This is a genomic window from Paenibacillus sp. PK1-4R (assembly GCF_030369595.1).
Lineage (GTDB): Bacteria > Bacillota > Bacilli > Paenibacillales > Paenibacillaceae > Paenibacillus.
Window position 1 is genome coordinate 2,354,234 of the sequence record NZ_CP126535.1, and the last position, 15,590, is coordinate 2,369,823.

Here is a 15,590-nt window from a genome sequence, read left to right on the forward strand (position 1 = left end):
CCACAAGCGAAACTTCCAATCGGGTTCACATGTTGGCATATTAAGGTTAGAATGATGGAAAGCAATCGTTTTCAAAAGGAGGTAATTTTATGTCATTTGTCTTTTATCCGGAGATGGTTATATTCATTCTGATGTTGATCCTGCTGATTATTGGTATTGTATATATCGTTCGTAAAAGCAAACAAGTATTGCGCCGCTTAAGCAATCTGGAGAAAGCAGTATATGAAAAAGATAACATCTCATCCTACACGAAGGACGTTGATACTGTACAAGAAGGAGCACCCAGAGAAGACACGTTTGCTCCACGCAAACGAAAATGAAGAAGGGTACGGAATTACATAAAAAAGATAAACCAACAAGCCAAACAGCCGATTCTTCTCTATGAGGAAGTGATCGGCTGTTTGGGCATATAAATATTTTATCCGTATTAGCTGGGTTTAGAGAAAGGATTCATAACGCTGTTGGAAAGAGGATTCCATCTCCACTTGTCGTGCAAGTTGCTGCTGTACCTTTGCACCGCGAATCGTCTGAAGTTCCTGAAGTTGTGCAGTGGAACTGAATTGATCTGCGGCCATTTGGACAAGTAATTTGGAGAGCACATCCGCATCTTCGAGCGCGGCATTAAGTCCAAACGCACCGGTTGGTGTCATGGTATGAGCGGCATCACCGATAAGTACAACATTGTCCTGTGCCCACGATTGGCAATAGCTGCTTTCGACGGATAACAGAACAAAATCACTCCAGCTCTGAATGTTGGCAGCTACAGAATCAGACAGGCAAGGAAAAGCAGATACAAGTTTATCTACAAAAGGAGCAATCGGCTGCTCTCGCAGCTTGGAGTATGCTCCCTCGGGAATGTTCCATCCAATCTGAACATAACCGCCGAACTGTGAGAACAGTGCGAGCTGTTGACCATCCATGCTGGCCATCCGGACAGCGGGTTCCCAACCTACGGGTGCCGGAATGCGCGCCCAGAGCAGATCATACCCATGCTTGCGAACCTTCGGTGTCATACCGGAATGTTTGCGTACAGCAGAATATCTGCCATCAGCACCCACAATTACAGATGCCTCAATGGAGGCAGGAACGCCGTTCTGCCGAATGTTAATACCCACGACCTGGCCGTTTCTGTCACGTAGCAAGCCAGTCATGATGGTATTAAACAGTACTTGTTCATTTGAGTTGTGTTGCTGAGCGTGCGACACGATGGCTTCCAGGAGATGAGCTTGAGGTACATGAATACCAACATGAGATTCTCCATTGCCTGGTGATACCGTATGAATAATCTGCCCATTTTCCCAATACTGAATCTGTTCCAAGAGCAGCGCTCCGCGTTCCTGAATGAGGGAATAGAGGCCGTGTTTATTCAAAATGGCTTCGCCGTCCACATTGAGCAACTCCCCGCGAAACGACTTGTGCAGGTGGGGCTGCCGCTCAATGAGCATCGTGGAGATTCCTTTTTGATTCAGTAAATAAGAAAGCAAAGCACCGCCAGGTCCAGCACCGACGATACAAACATCCGTTTTGAGTTGAGATTGTATATTCTGATTCATGTGCATAAGTCCCTTACATTATAATGATGACGCTTCATTTACTTTATAACAACAGATTTATTAAAATCATTAAGTAACTAAAAGTAACTTTAAAGATATAGGTTATTATAAACAAACCCGTTGCCATAATGCAATAGGTGAAACCGGAAATAAAACAAGAGTCTTGCAGTCAACGATAGGGTGTCGGATACAAGCGCATTTTTCACAAACATCATAGTGTAAATATGTTACAATATAAGGTAGGTTATGATGAAAGGCAGGAGGAACGTTTATGAGCCCGGATACGGAGCGAAACTCTCAATTGGCAAATGTAGATCAATTGTTGGAGGCCTTCTTCAGATATAAAAATAAAGTATTGGATCAGCAGCAGAAGACCGAAACCAACTGTAAACTGAATCCGACAAAAAGTCATATATTGGGCATGATTTTACGTGAAAAAAAATGTATGGCGGTTGATGTGGCCAGACAACTCAGTTTGTCTTCCGGCGCAACCACCATTGTACTGAATCAACTGGAGACGGAAGGGTTGATCCAGCGGGTGCGCAGTGAAGAAGATCGGAGAATTGTGTGGCTGTCCTTAACGGATGAAGGCGCGCAGCTTGCCAAGACACTTAATGCGAATCGCGGCCGAATGACGTGGGAATTGTTGCAAGCACTTTCCGAAGAGGAGCAACAGCAGATGTTTGGCATGCTGAAGAAAATTGAACTGAAACTGCTGGAGAACATGAAGTCGTTTGAGCAGATCCACCGGTAGTCCATATATGACTTGATTCCTTGAAGACGTCAGTCCTCATGAGTTCGTCCCTAATTGCGGGGGGATGAACCTTGAAGACTGGCGTTTTTGAGTTGGTTTACAAATGAAAGCGAACCACATGATCCGTTAAGCCTTCCTGGATCAAAACTTCTTTTTGTTTGCTGCCCATCAGGTCAAAGTGGGGAAATGGCTGCCGCCGATGAATGTATCGCGGGTCCAGCCCATGATCGTTGCACCAACGCTCGAGACGTTCCAGATCTGCGCAGCCAACTTTGGTGACACTGGTGATGCCGGGGAATCGGTTGTCAATCCAGAAATGAGTGAGGTACGCGATCTCACCCCGAGCCACTTGTTCCTTCCACGCAGCAAGCTCTTGTCGTTTAATTCCAAATGCCATAGATGCAAGTTCCTTTCCAAACGGGTATTGTCCTGAGCATATTGTAACATCTTATATACAGAATCCATCAGAATTCTTTCATTCAGACTAGTCTGAAACCAGTTGAATGGGTATATGAATATGACAACATTTTTATAATAAAGTATGGATTATGTTAAAATAAACCTATACAACAAAGGTTTCACCACTTCTATAGCGGAAAGGGATTGTCATCATGGAAATATTTATTGCCGTACTTGTGTTACTGGTACTGATTGGTTTATCCAATATTTTAAACCGGTTTGTACCCTTTATTCCCATTCCGCTCATTCAAATTGTGCTTGGTGTAGCTATAGCTTTGCTTCCCGCAGGTGTTCACCTGCCGTTGAATCCGGAATTGTTCTTTGTACTTTTCATCGCACCTTTGTTATACAACGATGGTAAGCGAACACCAAGGAATGAATTATGGAATCTGCGTGCACCGATACTTCTGCTTGCACTAGGACTTGTATTCGTGACGGTAGTCGTGGCGGGATATGCCATTCACTGGCTGATTCCTTCGATTCCGTTACCTGCTGCTTTTGCTCTTGCAGCCATATTGTCCCCGACAGATGCAGTGGCCGTTGGCGCCATGGCAGGGCGAGTACATTTGCCCAAAGGCATACATAGGCTTCTTGAAGGTGAAGCATTAATGAATGATGCATCTGGCCTCGTGGCCTTCAAATTCGCGATTGCAGCAACAGTTACAGGTGTATTTTCCCTGGCGAATGCAACCTTCAGTTTTATTCTGATTGCGATTGGCGGACTTCTTGTCGGGGCATTGTTATCTTTTCTGTTAATCAGGCTAGGGGTATGGATCCGTAGACTGGGCATGGAAGATGTGACAATTCACATGCTGCTGCAAATCCTGACGCCATTTATCATCTATCTGGTGAGTGAAGAAATTGGGGTATCAGGTATTCTTGCGGTAGTGGCAGGCGGTATTATTCACGCCATTGAGCGTGACCGCGCTGAATCGGTTCAGTTGAAAATGCAGGTGGTATCTGCGAGCACATGGTCAGTCATTTTATTTATACTAAATGGTCTGGTGTTTGTTATTCTGGGTGTACAGGTCCCGGATGTGCTGAGTACCATTTTTGAAAATGTATCGTTTAATAATCTGCAGGTGTTGGGCTATGTGGGCCTAATCTCGGTGTTATTGCTGGTTCTGCGCTTTTTCTGGATCTATCTGTTCTGGCAAGGGAATGAATTGTTGCGTACCAAATCCTCTATTGGCAGGCCCAGATTCAAAGATATTACGATCATTTCCCTCTCTGGGGTGCGGGGGGCTGTAACATTGGCGGGTGCTTTCTCCATTCCTTATGTGCTTCAGGATGGATCACCTTTCCCTGAACGGGATCTGATTATTTTCCTCGCAGCAGGGGTTATCCTCTTCTCCCTGATTGCGGCGAGTGTGTTTCTTCCGGTTCTGGCCAAGGACGATGGGAAATCCACAGAAGAAACACCGCAGAAGTCAGAACGAAAAGCACATGACATTATGCTGAATGCGGCAATACGAGCTGTCAAATCCGAAATGAACGATGAGAACAAAGCTGCGGCACTGGCGGTTGTCTCCGACTTGTCTAAGTACATCAGACAGGCCGCAGGTCAGCTCACCGCCGGTAAACGCAAAGATATTCAGAAACAAGAAACGGCTATTAACCTGATTGCCACCCGCGCGGAGCGTAAAGAAGTAGAAGTGATGTTGGACGAAAATGCAATTGCTTCTGATGCGGCCTTCAAATGTGACAGCTGGCTGGATCGCAAGGAAATGATGCTGGCGAATCGCGCAAACACTCAGTTCATGACCTCGATCAGCGAGATCGGGCGTGTGTTAGGACATCTGTTCACCAACCGGTCCCAGAAGCCGAATCAACCATTCATGCTTGAAAATGCAGAACTGTTCCGTCAGGTAAAGCTGCGCACCTCTGAAGCAGCAATTAAGGCCATTCGTGCTCATATGAATGATGGGAATCGAGTCGTCGCACTTTCTGTCATCGCCAAGTATGAGCGTGTAATTGCCAAATTGCGCACCTGGAACCAGGGTAAAACGGAAGATCCGTTTAATCAGGAGAAATTGGAGTTGCAGATGGTAGCCATTCAGGAACAGCGCAATACGGTTCAGCAACTGTATGAAAACGGCGAAATCACCCGTGATGTGGCTGCAAAACTGCGCCGGTTTATTAACGACGTTGAAGCGACTGCGCTGAAAAATACCTAATCCGATAAATCCGATATTTTAAATATGCTAAATGGTTTGATATAATATGTAACAAGAAACATGCATCATTACAGAAATGTACTTATATCGATCAGTGAAGGAGAGATGAGACATGGCAGAACAACAAATTCGGTTGGGCAAGACGGATCTGATCGTGAATCCCATTGGACTGGGTGCGAATGCAGTAGGCGGACATAATATCTATCCGGACATGCTGAATGATGAGACGGGTAAGGAAGTGGTTCGTACAGCCTTGAAACAAGGTATTAACTTTGTGGATACGGCATACATCTATGGACCTGAGCATTCCGAACGACTGATCGGTGAAGTACTGAAGGAAACCGGTCAGCGGCAGAATACGATTATTGCAACCAAAGCAGCTCATAAATTAGTGGATGGCAAGATTGTCATGGATAACTCACCTGCTTTTCTGAGAACATCCGTGGATGAGGCGTTGAAACGACTGCAAACCGATTACATTGATCTGTTCTACATCCATTTTCCGGATGAACATACGCCTAAGGATGAGGCGGTAGATACGTTAAAACAATTAAAAGACGCTGGCAAAATTCGTGCCATTGGCGTATCTAATTTCTCCATTGATCAGTTGCGTGAAGCCAATAAGGACGGGCATGTAGACGTACTGCAATCTGAATATAATCTGTTCAAAAGAGATGCGGAGAAAGAGCTGTTGCCGTATACGGCTGAGCATAACATTTCTTTTGTGCCCTACTTCCCTCTGGCAGCGGGACTGCTGGGCGGGAAATATAATCGTGATACAACCTTTCAGGATGGACGGGCAAAGAACCCGCTGTTTACAGGTGAAGCTTTTATTGAAAATCTCAATAAAGTTGAGCAACTGCGCAGCATAGCACAATCCAAAGATGTTGAGGTCGCTCATCTGGTTCTGGCCTGGTACCTGACTCAGCCTTCTATTGATGCATTGATTCCGGGTGCCAAGCGACCAGAACAGGTCATTAACAATCTGCAAACATTAAATGTGGAATTAACTGCTGAGGAAATTGCAGTTGTGGATCAGATCTTTCGTTAATGAGTTCGGGTGAATCGGGAAATGCTAACAGGGAGTTTACGTATGAAGACAAAGTGAGGACACCACATGAACCTGAAGGCAGCCCGAGTCATCGGAATGTTCACGCTAATTATTTTGCTGGGTAGCAGTTCTGCCTATGCGAAGCCTGTACAGAAGAACCGTCAGTATTATGAGGAACGAGGAGAGATTGTGTGGGAAGTTCCCACACAGGATAAACTCATCGCGCTTACCTTTGACGATGGACCAGATCCGATTCAGACTCCGCAGATCCTGGCTTTGTTACAGCAGTATCATGCCAAAGGAACTTTTTTTGTACTTGGCAAATGGGCAGACAAATTTCCTGAACTGATTAAGCAGGAACAGCTCGAAGGGCATGAAATCGCCAACCATACGTATGCGCACACGTATGCAGTTCGATCAACTAGTGCAGACAAGTACATGAAGGATATGAACGAAGCAGAAAGTTCCATCATTGAAGCGGGTGCTGAGCGTCCCCTGTTGTTCAGGCCACCGGGCGGTTATTACAATGACATGGTCATTCAGGCTGCCAAACAAAAAGGATATACCATTGTACTCTGGTCTTGGCATCAGGATACACGGGACTGGGCTTCTCCAGGTGTATCGACTATCGTTAAAAAAGTACTGAATAACGCACGCAATGGGGATATTGTACTCTTCCACGATAAGGTGGAAGGCAAGTCCCATACGGTAGCTGCACTCAAAACAATTCTGCCGAAGTTACAGCAGCAAGGATACCAATTCGTGACGGTGTCTGAACTGCTTGCTGTGAAGGCACGCGAAGCTGCGAAGAACAACACTTCACCTTCGTCAATATTGGAGCACGTGCAACCCTAAGCATGGTAATCCAATTTAGAAACCGTAAGTCTCAGATGAAGAGACCTGCGGTTTCTTTATCTTGGTCTCCATGTGTCCCATATAAAACGTTGAACCAGGCGTAGGAGGTTATTGCCGCGTCCCTTTTGTTTTGAAACCAAAACGTCTACAATAGATGGAGCTTTGTGTTTAAGGGTTATATAGTATACAAGATATGAATTACGACATAGAGGAGAGTGAATATGATGAATGGACAACAACGTGTAAATATTAAGCCAGGTCTGGAAGTGGACATTGTGCTGAAGCAGGATCAAGCTACAGGTAAGCTGACACGTGGCATTGTAAAGGATCTGTTAACCAAGTCACCTACGCATCCACACGGAATCAAAGTACGACTGACGAGCGGTCAAGTGGGACGTGTGAAACAGGTCATTACAGGCGGCTCGAACTAACTGTGGTCCAAGGCGGGGAGATGAGTACTACCGCAGAAGTAATGGCACATCTGGCTTCGGGTAATGCACGTCAGCAGGACGCATATCATGTGTTACAGAGCAGTGGATTGCTCGAGATATTAGCTGACTATCACCCATATCCAGCAGGAACGGTACCGATTGATATTGATATTCCGGGCAGTGATCTGGATCTGCTGTGTTATGCAGAGGATCTGGATGTGTTTGAAGCCGGGATATACAATCGAATCGGAGCCATTGCTGAATTTCAATGTGTACGTGGTGGGGATCTTCCAGACCAACGTCCTTATGTGACTTGTAATTTGCAAGTGGGACATTGGTCTGTGGAGATTTTTGCCCAATCCGTGCCAGTTTACAGGCAGAATGCATACTTACATATGATCGTAGAGTGGAGATTGTTGCAACTGTGGGGAGACGCGGGACACCGTGAGATCCGCAGACTGAAACAGGCAGGGTGGAAGACGGAGCCTGCTTTTGCTTCTGTACTTGGATTACAGGGAGATCCATATGTGGACATGCTGCATCTGGCCGAGATGAAACGTGAAGATCTCTGGAACTGGGCGCGTTCACGCACGTCTTTTTAAAATGTCTATTTGAGATGAACTAATCATTTACACGATAACGGAGAGGACAGAAAAAACCTGAAAAAGCGAAGCGGTCGCCTAAAAGCTTTCTGAAAGAAAGCTGCATCGGAAGCATACGCTACTACCGGATTTCCCCTTAAGAAAGGGAATCAAAAAAATCTGGGAATAACAGCGATTGGAAGGTGCTTCTGTCATCGTAGTGTCAGTGTAAATAACCTTTGGTCAGATCAGAAAGATGGCTACAATTGTTGTTACCGTGAGTCCCAGCAGTACAGGCTTCAGGTTGCGTCTTGCAAGTTCAAAAGGACTGACTCCGCAGATTGCAGCAGCAGGGATCAATGCCCATGGAATTAAGGTTCCGCCACCTACCCATATGGCTGCAACCTGACCTAATGCTGTCAGTACAGGTGCGGAATCTGTCGAACCTGCAAACATGGACGCAATCGAGCCAACCAGGGATATCCCCGAGAACCCCGAACCATCCATTCCGGTCACTGCTCCAGTTACCGTCATTGTAATGGCTCCCACCGTATCATTCAATGGCACCAGTCCAGCAAGTGCAACCCCGAGATCATTCACAATCCCGTGTGAACCTTCAGGAAGAGGGTTGATGAACAACTCCGTAATCGCAGCATCTCCCAGATAAAAAAATGCGGCTATGGGAATAACCGGTCCAAACACCTTGAAACCAAACTGAAATCCTTCTATTAAATAACTGGTCGTTTCCTCTGGTCCCGCATGTCGATGTGCGGCAAGGGTAACAGCGATCAGTATAACCACAGCAGTTCCGCCAATCAGAGCTGTTGCGTCGCCGCCTTGCAACTTCAATACAAACATCAGAATCACATCAACTGCGAATAACAGAGGGATAAGCAGAGCGAACGTCTTTTGCAAACGGGGCGACATGACTTGACGTTGAACAGGCTGATCAGTGGGTAGGGAGGTGGACACAGCCTCTGATGAGGAAGAAGGTTCCGTGGTCACGGTACCTGATATAAAATTTGGGGAATGAACAGGTGCGCCTGATTTCATCTCTTTGCGCAGCATCCAGAAGGCTGTAAGTGTAGATACCGTTCCCATGACAATGACCAGAGGTATGCTGGCCGTCATGACGGAAGTAACCGGTATACCCGCCGCATCAGCTGTAAGTTTGGGAGCCCCCTGAATAATGTAATCTCCCGACAGTGCAATCCCATGTCCGAACAGGTTCATGGCAATGGCGGCTCCAATCGGGGGAAGACCTACACGCACGGCTACAGGAAGGAGTACTGCACCGACGAGTGCTACGGCCGGGGATGGCCAGAAAAATAGTGATACGACCATCATGATCAATCCGATACCCCAATACGCGACCTGAGGAGAACGGATAAACCGGGTGACAGGTGTTACCATGACCTCATTAATGCCTGTTCTGATCAGAACACGGCTCATTGCCACAATAATCGAGATGATGAAAATCGTACTTAACAATTCTTTTGTTGCATAGATAAAACTGCTGAAGATCCCAGCAACTGACCCGCTTAAGGTTTCTGTTGCCAGAAGTCCAATGGTCATAATACCTGCGACACAGATGATGGTGGTGTCCCTGCGCCGGATCATTACGGCAATGATCAAGACGATAAATGCCAGATAGACATAGTGTAACGCAGTGAGTTGAATATTCATCGAACAGGCCTCCCTACATCCTGGTGACTAACCCGAGGAGTGATATATCGTATGCATGTCAAGATCGGGCGTTCGTGGAGTCCGGGGTTTGCCGCAGCATTTATTTTTAGGGAGAAGCTTCTGAGCTATAAATGAAGGATTTATTTTACAACTGGAGAATTTATTACAACATGAAGCTTGTTACTCTTAAAATCGGAGCGGATGAAAGTCACCAGAATTGATATGTGAAGGTCACGCGACCCCATAGACAATGGCAAGCAGGGGTGATTACAATAAACATGCCATCATAAGGAAGAAAATAGAAAAAAACTATGTTGAAATAAAGTGTGTGTTCAAAAAGTCTGATTTTCAGTACCGAGAAGATGGAATGAAGTTAGAAATGGAGTAGCGGAGCGTAGGGAAACTACGTGAGCAACGGACATTTCGGCTGAATTTCATATTCGAAGCTGATGATGCCGCTAGGCATAATTCGTAATCAAAAGCGGACTTTTTAAACTACCTCTAAAAGGGCGGGAATCCATAATCCATGAGCTTTATCCGTTCACTTCGTTTTAAATTTATAGTGGGCCTTACATTGATCATGCTGCCATTATTCATGCTGCTTTATTACAACAACGTCTACGCCATGAAAGTTGTACGTGACAAAGTATCCCTCACCAATATGAATCATCTCGCCAAGAGTGTGGAGCAAAATGAACGTGTATTACAGGAGACAAATCGGTATTTATATAGTCTGGGTGAGCGGGACCCGGATATCATCTCTCTGTTTTTTCTGAAATACGGCAGCGGTGATTATATCATTGCAAAGCAACGGATTATGAACAAATTCATGACAGATATCGGTTTTTATAATCTAATCGATTCTTTTTTTCTATATGATGCCGTGAATGATGATCTGCTGCTCGCCACTTCAGGCAATTATGATGTCAAAAAGTCGGTTGTGCAGGAGAGTATGCCAGTCCAGATGCAGCAATTGGAAGGGGATATCCAGAAGCCGGAATGGAGCATCGTGCGAGGCGGGACGTGGAATGCGCTGGTGAAAACGGTGCGAATCAACCAGCAGTTCTATGCAGGTGCACTTGTTGATATGAATGCACTGAATCATACACAACAATTCACTGAATCCGGAGATAGGGGAGGCGCAGTCATTGTTGGAACAGACGGTGGGGCACTATCGGATTCCACATTAAATACTGCACAGATTCGGCTGGCTGCGGCACATCTTCCTGGCCTGAAGAATCCGTATCAGGTTATCTCTGAAGTTGTGAACAAGGGAGAAGCACGTCAATATTTGATGCTGGGTATTGCCTCGGCCATGTCCGAGATGAATTATATCGTGCTGCTGCCTGAGGAAGACATGATGCGTAACCTCCCGTTTTTCCAGCAGATCATTCGTCTGCTTCCCATTGGTGCGGCAGTAATTCTGGTTACTGCACTGATCTTTTTGCGGCATCTGTTATTCCGCCCGATGAATGCGTTAATCCGAGGCATGAGAAGGGTGAGTCGTGGAGATCTCGATGTGAAGCTGGACCCGCCATCTTCTTCGGAGCTTGAATTTATGACAAGAAGTTTCAATCAAATGACCAGTGAGATCAGGCATCTGAAGATTGATGTGTATGAGGAACAGCTGCGAACGAGGGAGGCAGAGTTCAAACAATTACAGATGCAGATCAATCCTCACTTTTACCTGAATTCGCTCAATATTATTCATAGTCTGGCTTCCTTGCAAAAACATGAGTTGGTGCAGCAGATGGCTGGTCATCTGGCCGATTATTTTCGATTCAGTCTGCGTGCAGGCAAACGTGTTATTCGTCTGGATGAAGAGCTCGAGCACATTCGTCATTACTTGGAAATTCAAAAGCTGAGGTTTCCAAGCAGATTCGATTTTGAACTGGATGTTGAGTCGAATCTGGGACATTATGTGATTCCGCCATTAACCATTCAGCCTTTTGTGGAGAATGCCATTATTCATGGATTTCAGCGCCGGACACAAGCCTTTGTCATTCGGATCGTGGCGCGCCTCGGTGAGAAGTCGTCCGGTCAGGACGATGGGACGGTGCTTCAACTGATGATTGTGGACAATGGTGTCGGATTTGAAGAGGAATTGTTGGGGCGTCTACAACATGGACAATACGCTGAAGACCCGAGTGGACAGCATATCGGTATATGGAACGTGGCTCATCGGCTTTTAGTAAAGTATGGTGATCAAGCCAGTTTGCAGTTTGGCAATGAGGTGAATCATGGCGCCAAAGTCATCATTGATTTACCCGCTCAGACCGAAGAGGAAGAAGGGGGAGCCTATGCGGAACCTGTTGATCGTGGATGATGAAGTGTATGCATTACAAGCAATGGTGGAAGGAGTCGATTGGCAAGCAGCAGGCATTGACCAGGTATACAGTGCTGGTGATGCCGAAGAGGCAAGAAAGATTTTAAAGGCTAATGCTATTGATATCATGATCTGTGATATCGAGATGCCTGGTGAAACAGGGCTTGACCTGCAAAGTTGGGTGTTAAAACATGATCCAGGCATACTGACCATTTTCCTGACAGGGCATGCTTTATTCGATTATGCTCAGACAGCCATTAAGCTAAGCAGCTTTGATTATGTGTTGAAGCCGGCTCCAGCGGATCAATTGACTAAGGTAGTAACTCAGGCAGTGGAGAAGATCAAGGATGGAGAGCAGCGTACCCGTACCAACGAAGTTTATGAGACCGTATACAAACGCTGGAAAACCCATAAACCGCTGCTGACGGAACGCTTCTGGAAAGATGCCATCTCTCAGCGTATCACGTTAACCGAACAACGGTTGCAAGAGCTCGCAGAGCTGTATGGTGCCGAGATTGATCCGCAGGCTCGTGTGTTACCCATTGTGATCTCGGTAGAGGAATGGGTACGTGATTTTGATTTACGTGACGAAGAGGTATTGGAATATGCCCTTCGTAATGCAGCCAAGGAGATGATGCTTGGCGACAAGCCCGGTGAGGTGTTTCAGGATCAAAGTGGATTAAATATTGTGCTTGCTTATGAGCAAAATGGCATCATCCCGAGTGCGAGCGAAGTGGCACAACGTTGTCAGGGGTATATTCAGGAATGTGGTACGTATTTCTACTGTCGGTTGTCCTGTTATGTTGGTGCCCCGGTTGCTGTAACTGAACTGCAAGGCATGTTGAATGAACTGATGGATATGGAACGGCGCAATATTAAGGAGCTTGAAGAAGTTTTTGTCTATGATGAGCGGGGAAGAGATCAGGAAGATCGCTTTTTGCCTATTCCATGGTTTTCGGAATTATCCATTCTTTTTGAGACGGGTAAAGTGGGGGATTTGCGAGAACGTGTGGATGAGATTTTTGAGTTGCTTGCTGCCCAAGAGGGTTTGTCTCCTGAAATGCTGCATCTCTACTATCATGCCATGCTGCATGTGGTCTATCCGCTGCTTCATCAGAAAAACGTGTCAATACGCAGTCTGTATCCGGGTGAACGGGAGCCGGAAGAGGGTATGGTGACAAGGTCGTTGCCGCAGTTGAAGCAATGGACGTCTGATCTGATTGATCGTGTTATCCCGGTATTGTACCCGGACGATCATAGCCCCATGACCATTGTGGATCAGTTGTGCGTTTATATTGAAACTCATATTGGTGAAGAACTTATGCGAGAGGAGCTTGCAGCTTTTGCCGGATTCAATCCCGCTTATCTATCACGTCTGTTTCGGAAAGAGAAGGGGATGTCCCTATCTGAGTTTATTCTGCAGGGCAGAGTAGCCAAAGCGAAGACATTGTTGTCCCAGTCCACAGTCAAAGTGACGGATATCGCTGGCAAGGTGGGGTACTACAATTACTCGCATTTCACCAAAATGTTCAAAAAGTGCACGGGTATAACGCCACAGGAGTTTCGAAAACAGTCACGTACCGTATAGTTCAGGGCGCAGCATGCTGCGCCTTTTGTTTTGTTTAATTTGGCACTAAAGTCATAATTTGATAAGTCAACAGGTCACCACAGCAGATAGAGGTCTTACTCGCCCCGCCGTATACTTGAACCACAGGAGCCGCAACGGAGCTTCATCCTGAGGAAGAATTCAAGAGGAGTGAGGGAGAACAAGTTATGAAGACACAACCCCAGGCGGGTAAGGGAGTACGGATATCGGAAATACCGGGAGAAACAGTCCGAAAGCGCAAGTCTGTGTGGCACAATCTTGGCAAATTCAAGGTGCTGTATCTCATGTTCTTGCCAGGTGTCCTGTTTCTGCTGGTGAACAACTACATGCCGATGTTCGGCGTTCTGATCGCATTCAAAAATGTAAACTATGCTGATGGTATTTGGGGTAGCCCATGGAGTGGATGGGACAATTTTAAATATTTGTTCTCAACCAGTGATGCATGGGAAATTACCCGAAATACACTCGCGTATAACACGGTGTTCATTGCACTGAATCTCTTTGTAGGTGTCGGGCTTGCTATTCTGCTCAATGAAGTGAAGAACAAGGCAATGTCCAAGTTATATCAATCACTTATGTTATTGCCGTATTTCCTGTCCATGATTGTGGTCAGTTATCTGGTACTGGCTTTCCTGGGCAAGGATTCAGGCTTCATGAACTCAACGATTCTGCAGATGTTCGGCGGTCAGCCGATCGACTGGTATTCAGAGCCGAAGTATTGGCCGTATATTTTGCCACTGGTGAACACATGGAAAAATATTGGATATTATGCCGTCATCTATCTGGCAGCTGTCGTGGGTATCGATGAAGAATATTATGAAGCAGCTGTGCTCGATGGAGCAACCAAATGGCATCAGATACGCTTCATTACCATTCCGTTTCTCGTCCCATTAATCGTCATTATGACGTTATTGCAAATTGGCCGTATATTCTATGCAGACTTCAGTCTGTTCTATCAGGTTCCACTGGAATCGGGAGCGCTGTTCCCTGTAACAAATGTACTGGATACCTACGTATATCGTACGTTCCTTATCGGTGGAGATATCGGGATGTCATCAGCAGCCGGTCTATATCAAGCAATCGTTGGATTTGTGCTTGTTCTTGTATCCAATACCATCGTAAGGCGAATTGATAAAGATAATGCATTATTTTGAGAGGAGGCAAGTCAGCTGTGAAATCACGTGATCCACTAGCCGTATCGAAGCGTTCCGCATCCGTTATTCATGCGATGTTTCTATTTTATGCCATTGCCTGTATCGTGCCGATCCTGCTTGTCTTCGCCATCTCATTTTCGGACGAGACAACAGTAATTGCCAATGGTTATAAGCTTATTCCAGAGAAATTCAGCCTGACGGCTTATGAGTTTCTGTTCAGAGATATGGATCAGATCATTCACTCGTATGGTATATCCTTTATCGTTACCGTTGTAGGTACCATTACAAGCGTTGCGCTGACCGCATTATATGCGTATCCGCTCTCACGGAGAGATCTGCCTTACCGGGGCTGGTTCGCCTTTTTCATCTTCTTCACAATGTTGTTCAATGGGGGTCTGGTACCTTGGTACCTGGTCTATGTCAACGTATTGGATCTGAAAAACTCCCTACTGGCACTCATTATGCCGCTACTGCTATCCCCATTCTTTGTACTGGTCATGCGTACATTCTTCGCAAACTCCATTCCGGTGTCTATTCTGGAATCGGCTCGGATTGATGGGGCGGGAGAATTGAGAACGTTTGCACGTATCGTGCTTCCGCTCTCTCTTCCCGTAATGGCAACCGTCGCGTTGTTCAGTACATTGAATTACTGGAATGACTGGTACCTTAGCATGATTTTTATATCAGATAACCGGACGATTAGCCTTCAGTACCTTATGTACCGGACGCTGCTCGATATTCAATATTTAACAACCAACTCCAACGTCTCTTCACAGATTTCGTCGCAGGGTGGATTGCTCAATCTGCCTAACAAAACTCTGCAAATGGCGATGGCTGTGGTCGGTATTGGTCCAATTGTACTGGCATATCCGTTCTTCCAGCGTTATTTCATCAAAGGTCTTACGGTTGGCGCTGTGAAGGGATAACTCTGAACCGGTTAGCGGAGTGGGCAAGGTA

14 protein-coding genes are annotated in these 15,590 nt (G+C 46.0%); 11 read left to right on the top strand and 3 right to left on the bottom strand.

The annotated features are described in order from the left end of the window. The first annotated feature begins 89 nt into the window (after nt 1-89). Nucleotides 90-320 (top strand): hypothetical protein, encoded by a 231-nt coding sequence (locus QNO02_RS10335; RefSeq protein ID WP_289391935.1) that lies wholly within the window; start codon nt 90-92, stop codon nt 318-320. Nucleotides 321-437: 117 nt separating this feature from the next. Here QNO02_RS10335 and QNO02_RS10340 read toward each other — a convergent pair whose 3' ends face one another. Continuing rightward, nucleotides 438-1,553: an FAD-dependent monooxygenase gene (locus QNO02_RS10340; protein ID WP_289391936.1), complete on the bottom strand. Its 1,116-nt coding sequence runs from the start codon at nt 1,551-1,553 to the stop codon at nt 438-440. Between the two features lie 271 nt (nt 1,554-1,824). Here QNO02_RS10340 and QNO02_RS10345 point away from each other — a divergent pair, with 271 nt between their 5' ends. Then, nucleotides 1,825-2,307, top strand: coding sequence for a MarR family winged helix-turn-helix transcriptional regulator (locus QNO02_RS10345; RefSeq protein ID WP_091032120.1), 483 nt, complete (start codon nt 1,825-1,827; stop codon nt 2,305-2,307). A gap of 97 nt (nt 2,308-2,404) precedes the next feature. Here QNO02_RS10345 and QNO02_RS10350 read toward each other — a convergent pair whose 3' ends face one another. After that, complete coding sequence (locus QNO02_RS10350; RefSeq protein WP_091032117.1) at nt 2,405-2,704, bottom strand: hypothetical protein; 300 nt, start codon at nt 2,702-2,704, stop codon at nt 2,405-2,407. Between the two features lie 214 nt (nt 2,705-2,918). On the opposite strand from QNO02_RS10350, the gene QNO02_RS10355 reads away from it, so the two are divergent. The 5 genes from QNO02_RS10355 to QNO02_RS10375 all read left to right on the top strand — a co-directional run bounded on the left by QNO02_RS10355 (nt 2,919) and on the right by QNO02_RS10375 (nt 7,882). Continuing rightward, nucleotides 2,919-4,943, top strand: a complete 2,025-nt coding sequence (locus QNO02_RS10355; RefSeq protein ID WP_289391937.1) for a Na+/H+ antiporter — start codon at nt 2,919-2,921, stop codon at nt 4,941-4,943. A gap of 112 nt (nt 4,944-5,055) precedes the next feature. Then, nucleotides 5,056-5,994 (top strand): aldo/keto reductase, encoded by a 939-nt coding sequence (locus tag QNO02_RS10360; RefSeq protein ID WP_289391938.1) that lies wholly within the window; start codon nt 5,056-5,058, stop codon nt 5,992-5,994. A gap of 66 nt (nt 5,995-6,060) precedes the next feature. Next, nucleotides 6,061-6,849, top strand: a complete 789-nt coding sequence (locus QNO02_RS10365; RefSeq protein WP_249911141.1) for a polysaccharide deacetylase family protein — start codon at nt 6,061-6,063, stop codon at nt 6,847-6,849. Between the two features lie 224 nt (nt 6,850-7,073). Further along, nucleotides 7,074-7,280, top strand: a complete 207-nt coding sequence (locus QNO02_RS10370) for a YwbE family protein (RefSeq protein WP_026081155.1) — start codon at nt 7,074-7,076, stop codon at nt 7,278-7,280. 20 nt (nt 7,281-7,300) lie between these two features. Beyond that, nucleotides 7,301-7,882: a DUF4269 domain-containing protein gene (locus QNO02_RS10375; protein WP_289391939.1), complete on the top strand. Its 582-nt coding sequence runs from the start codon at nt 7,301-7,303 to the stop codon at nt 7,880-7,882. Between the two features lie 222 nt (nt 7,883-8,104). Here the strand turns inward: QNO02_RS10375 and QNO02_RS10380 are convergent, their stop codons facing one another. After that, complete coding sequence (locus QNO02_RS10380) at nt 8,105-9,547, bottom strand: hypothetical protein (RefSeq protein WP_289391940.1); 1,443 nt, start codon at nt 9,545-9,547, stop codon at nt 8,105-8,107. 526 nt (nt 9,548-10,073) lie between these two features. Between QNO02_RS10380 and QNO02_RS10385 the strand changes: the two genes are divergently transcribed. The 4 genes from QNO02_RS10385 to QNO02_RS10400 all read left to right on the top strand — a co-directional run bounded on the left by QNO02_RS10385 (nt 10,074) and on the right by QNO02_RS10400 (nt 15,559). Further along, nucleotides 10,074-11,873 (top strand): sensor histidine kinase, encoded by a 1,800-nt coding sequence (locus tag QNO02_RS10385; RefSeq protein WP_289391941.1) that lies wholly within the window; start codon nt 10,074-10,076, stop codon nt 11,871-11,873. Continuing rightward, nucleotides 11,848-13,461, top strand: a complete 1,614-nt coding sequence (locus QNO02_RS10390) for a response regulator transcription factor (RefSeq protein WP_176872703.1) — start codon at nt 11,848-11,850, stop codon at nt 13,459-13,461. Before QNO02_RS10385 ends, QNO02_RS10390 begins: the two co-directional genes overlap by 26 nt. Before the next feature lie 185 nt (nt 13,462-13,646). Further along, complete coding sequence (locus QNO02_RS10395; protein ID WP_076208980.1) at nt 13,647-14,633, top strand: ABC transporter permease; 987 nt, start codon at nt 13,647-13,649, stop codon at nt 14,631-14,633. 17 nt (nt 14,634-14,650) lie between these two features. Beyond that, nucleotides 14,651-15,559 carry a carbohydrate ABC transporter permease gene (locus tag QNO02_RS10400; RefSeq protein WP_017689303.1) on the top strand — a complete coding sequence of 303 codons (909 nt, stop codon included), beginning with the start codon at nt 14,651-14,653 and terminating at the stop codon, nt 15,557-15,559. Nucleotides 15,560-15,590: the final 31 nt, after the last annotated feature.

Coding starts and splice junctions, on each gene's coding strand:
- QNO02_RS10365 (WP_249911141.1), top strand. CDS start 6,061: ATGAACCTGAAGGCAGCCCGAGTCATCGGAATGTTCACGCTAATTATT.
- QNO02_RS10375 (WP_289391939.1), top strand. CDS start 7,301: ATGAGTACTACCGCAGAAGTAATGGCACATCTGGCTTCGGGTAATGCA.
- QNO02_RS10340 (WP_289391936.1), bottom strand. CDS start 1,553: ATGAATCAGAATATACAATCTCAACTCAAAACGGATGTTTGTATCGTC.
- QNO02_RS10360 (WP_289391938.1), top strand. CDS start 5,056: ATGGCAGAACAACAAATTCGGTTGGGCAAGACGGATCTGATCGTGAAT.
- QNO02_RS10390 (WP_176872703.1), top strand. CDS start 11,848: ATGCGGAACCTGTTGATCGTGGATGATGAAGTGTATGCATTACAAGCA.
- QNO02_RS10370 (WP_026081155.1), top strand. CDS start 7,074: ATGAATGGACAACAACGTGTAAATATTAAGCCAGGTCTGGAAGTGGAC.
- QNO02_RS10355 (WP_289391937.1), top strand. CDS start 2,919: ATGGAAATATTTATTGCCGTACTTGTGTTACTGGTACTGATTGGTTTA.
- QNO02_RS10395 (WP_076208980.1), top strand. CDS start 13,647: ATGAAGACACAACCCCAGGCGGGTAAGGGAGTACGGATATCGGAAATA.
- QNO02_RS10345 (WP_091032120.1), top strand. CDS start 1,825: ATGAGCCCGGATACGGAGCGAAACTCTCAATTGGCAAATGTAGATCAA.
- QNO02_RS10350 (WP_091032117.1), bottom strand. CDS start 2,704: ATGGCATTTGGAATTAAACGACAAGAGCTTGCTGCGTGGAAGGAACAA.
- QNO02_RS10380 (WP_289391940.1), bottom strand. CDS start 9,547: ATGAATATTCAACTCACTGCGTTACACTATGTCTATCTGGCATTTATC.
- QNO02_RS10335 (WP_289391935.1), top strand. CDS start 90: ATGTCATTTGTCTTTTATCCGGAGATGGTTATATTCATTCTGATGTTG.
- QNO02_RS10385 (WP_289391941.1), top strand. CDS start 10,074: ATGAGCTTTATCCGTTCACTTCGTTTTAAATTTATAGTGGGCCTTACA.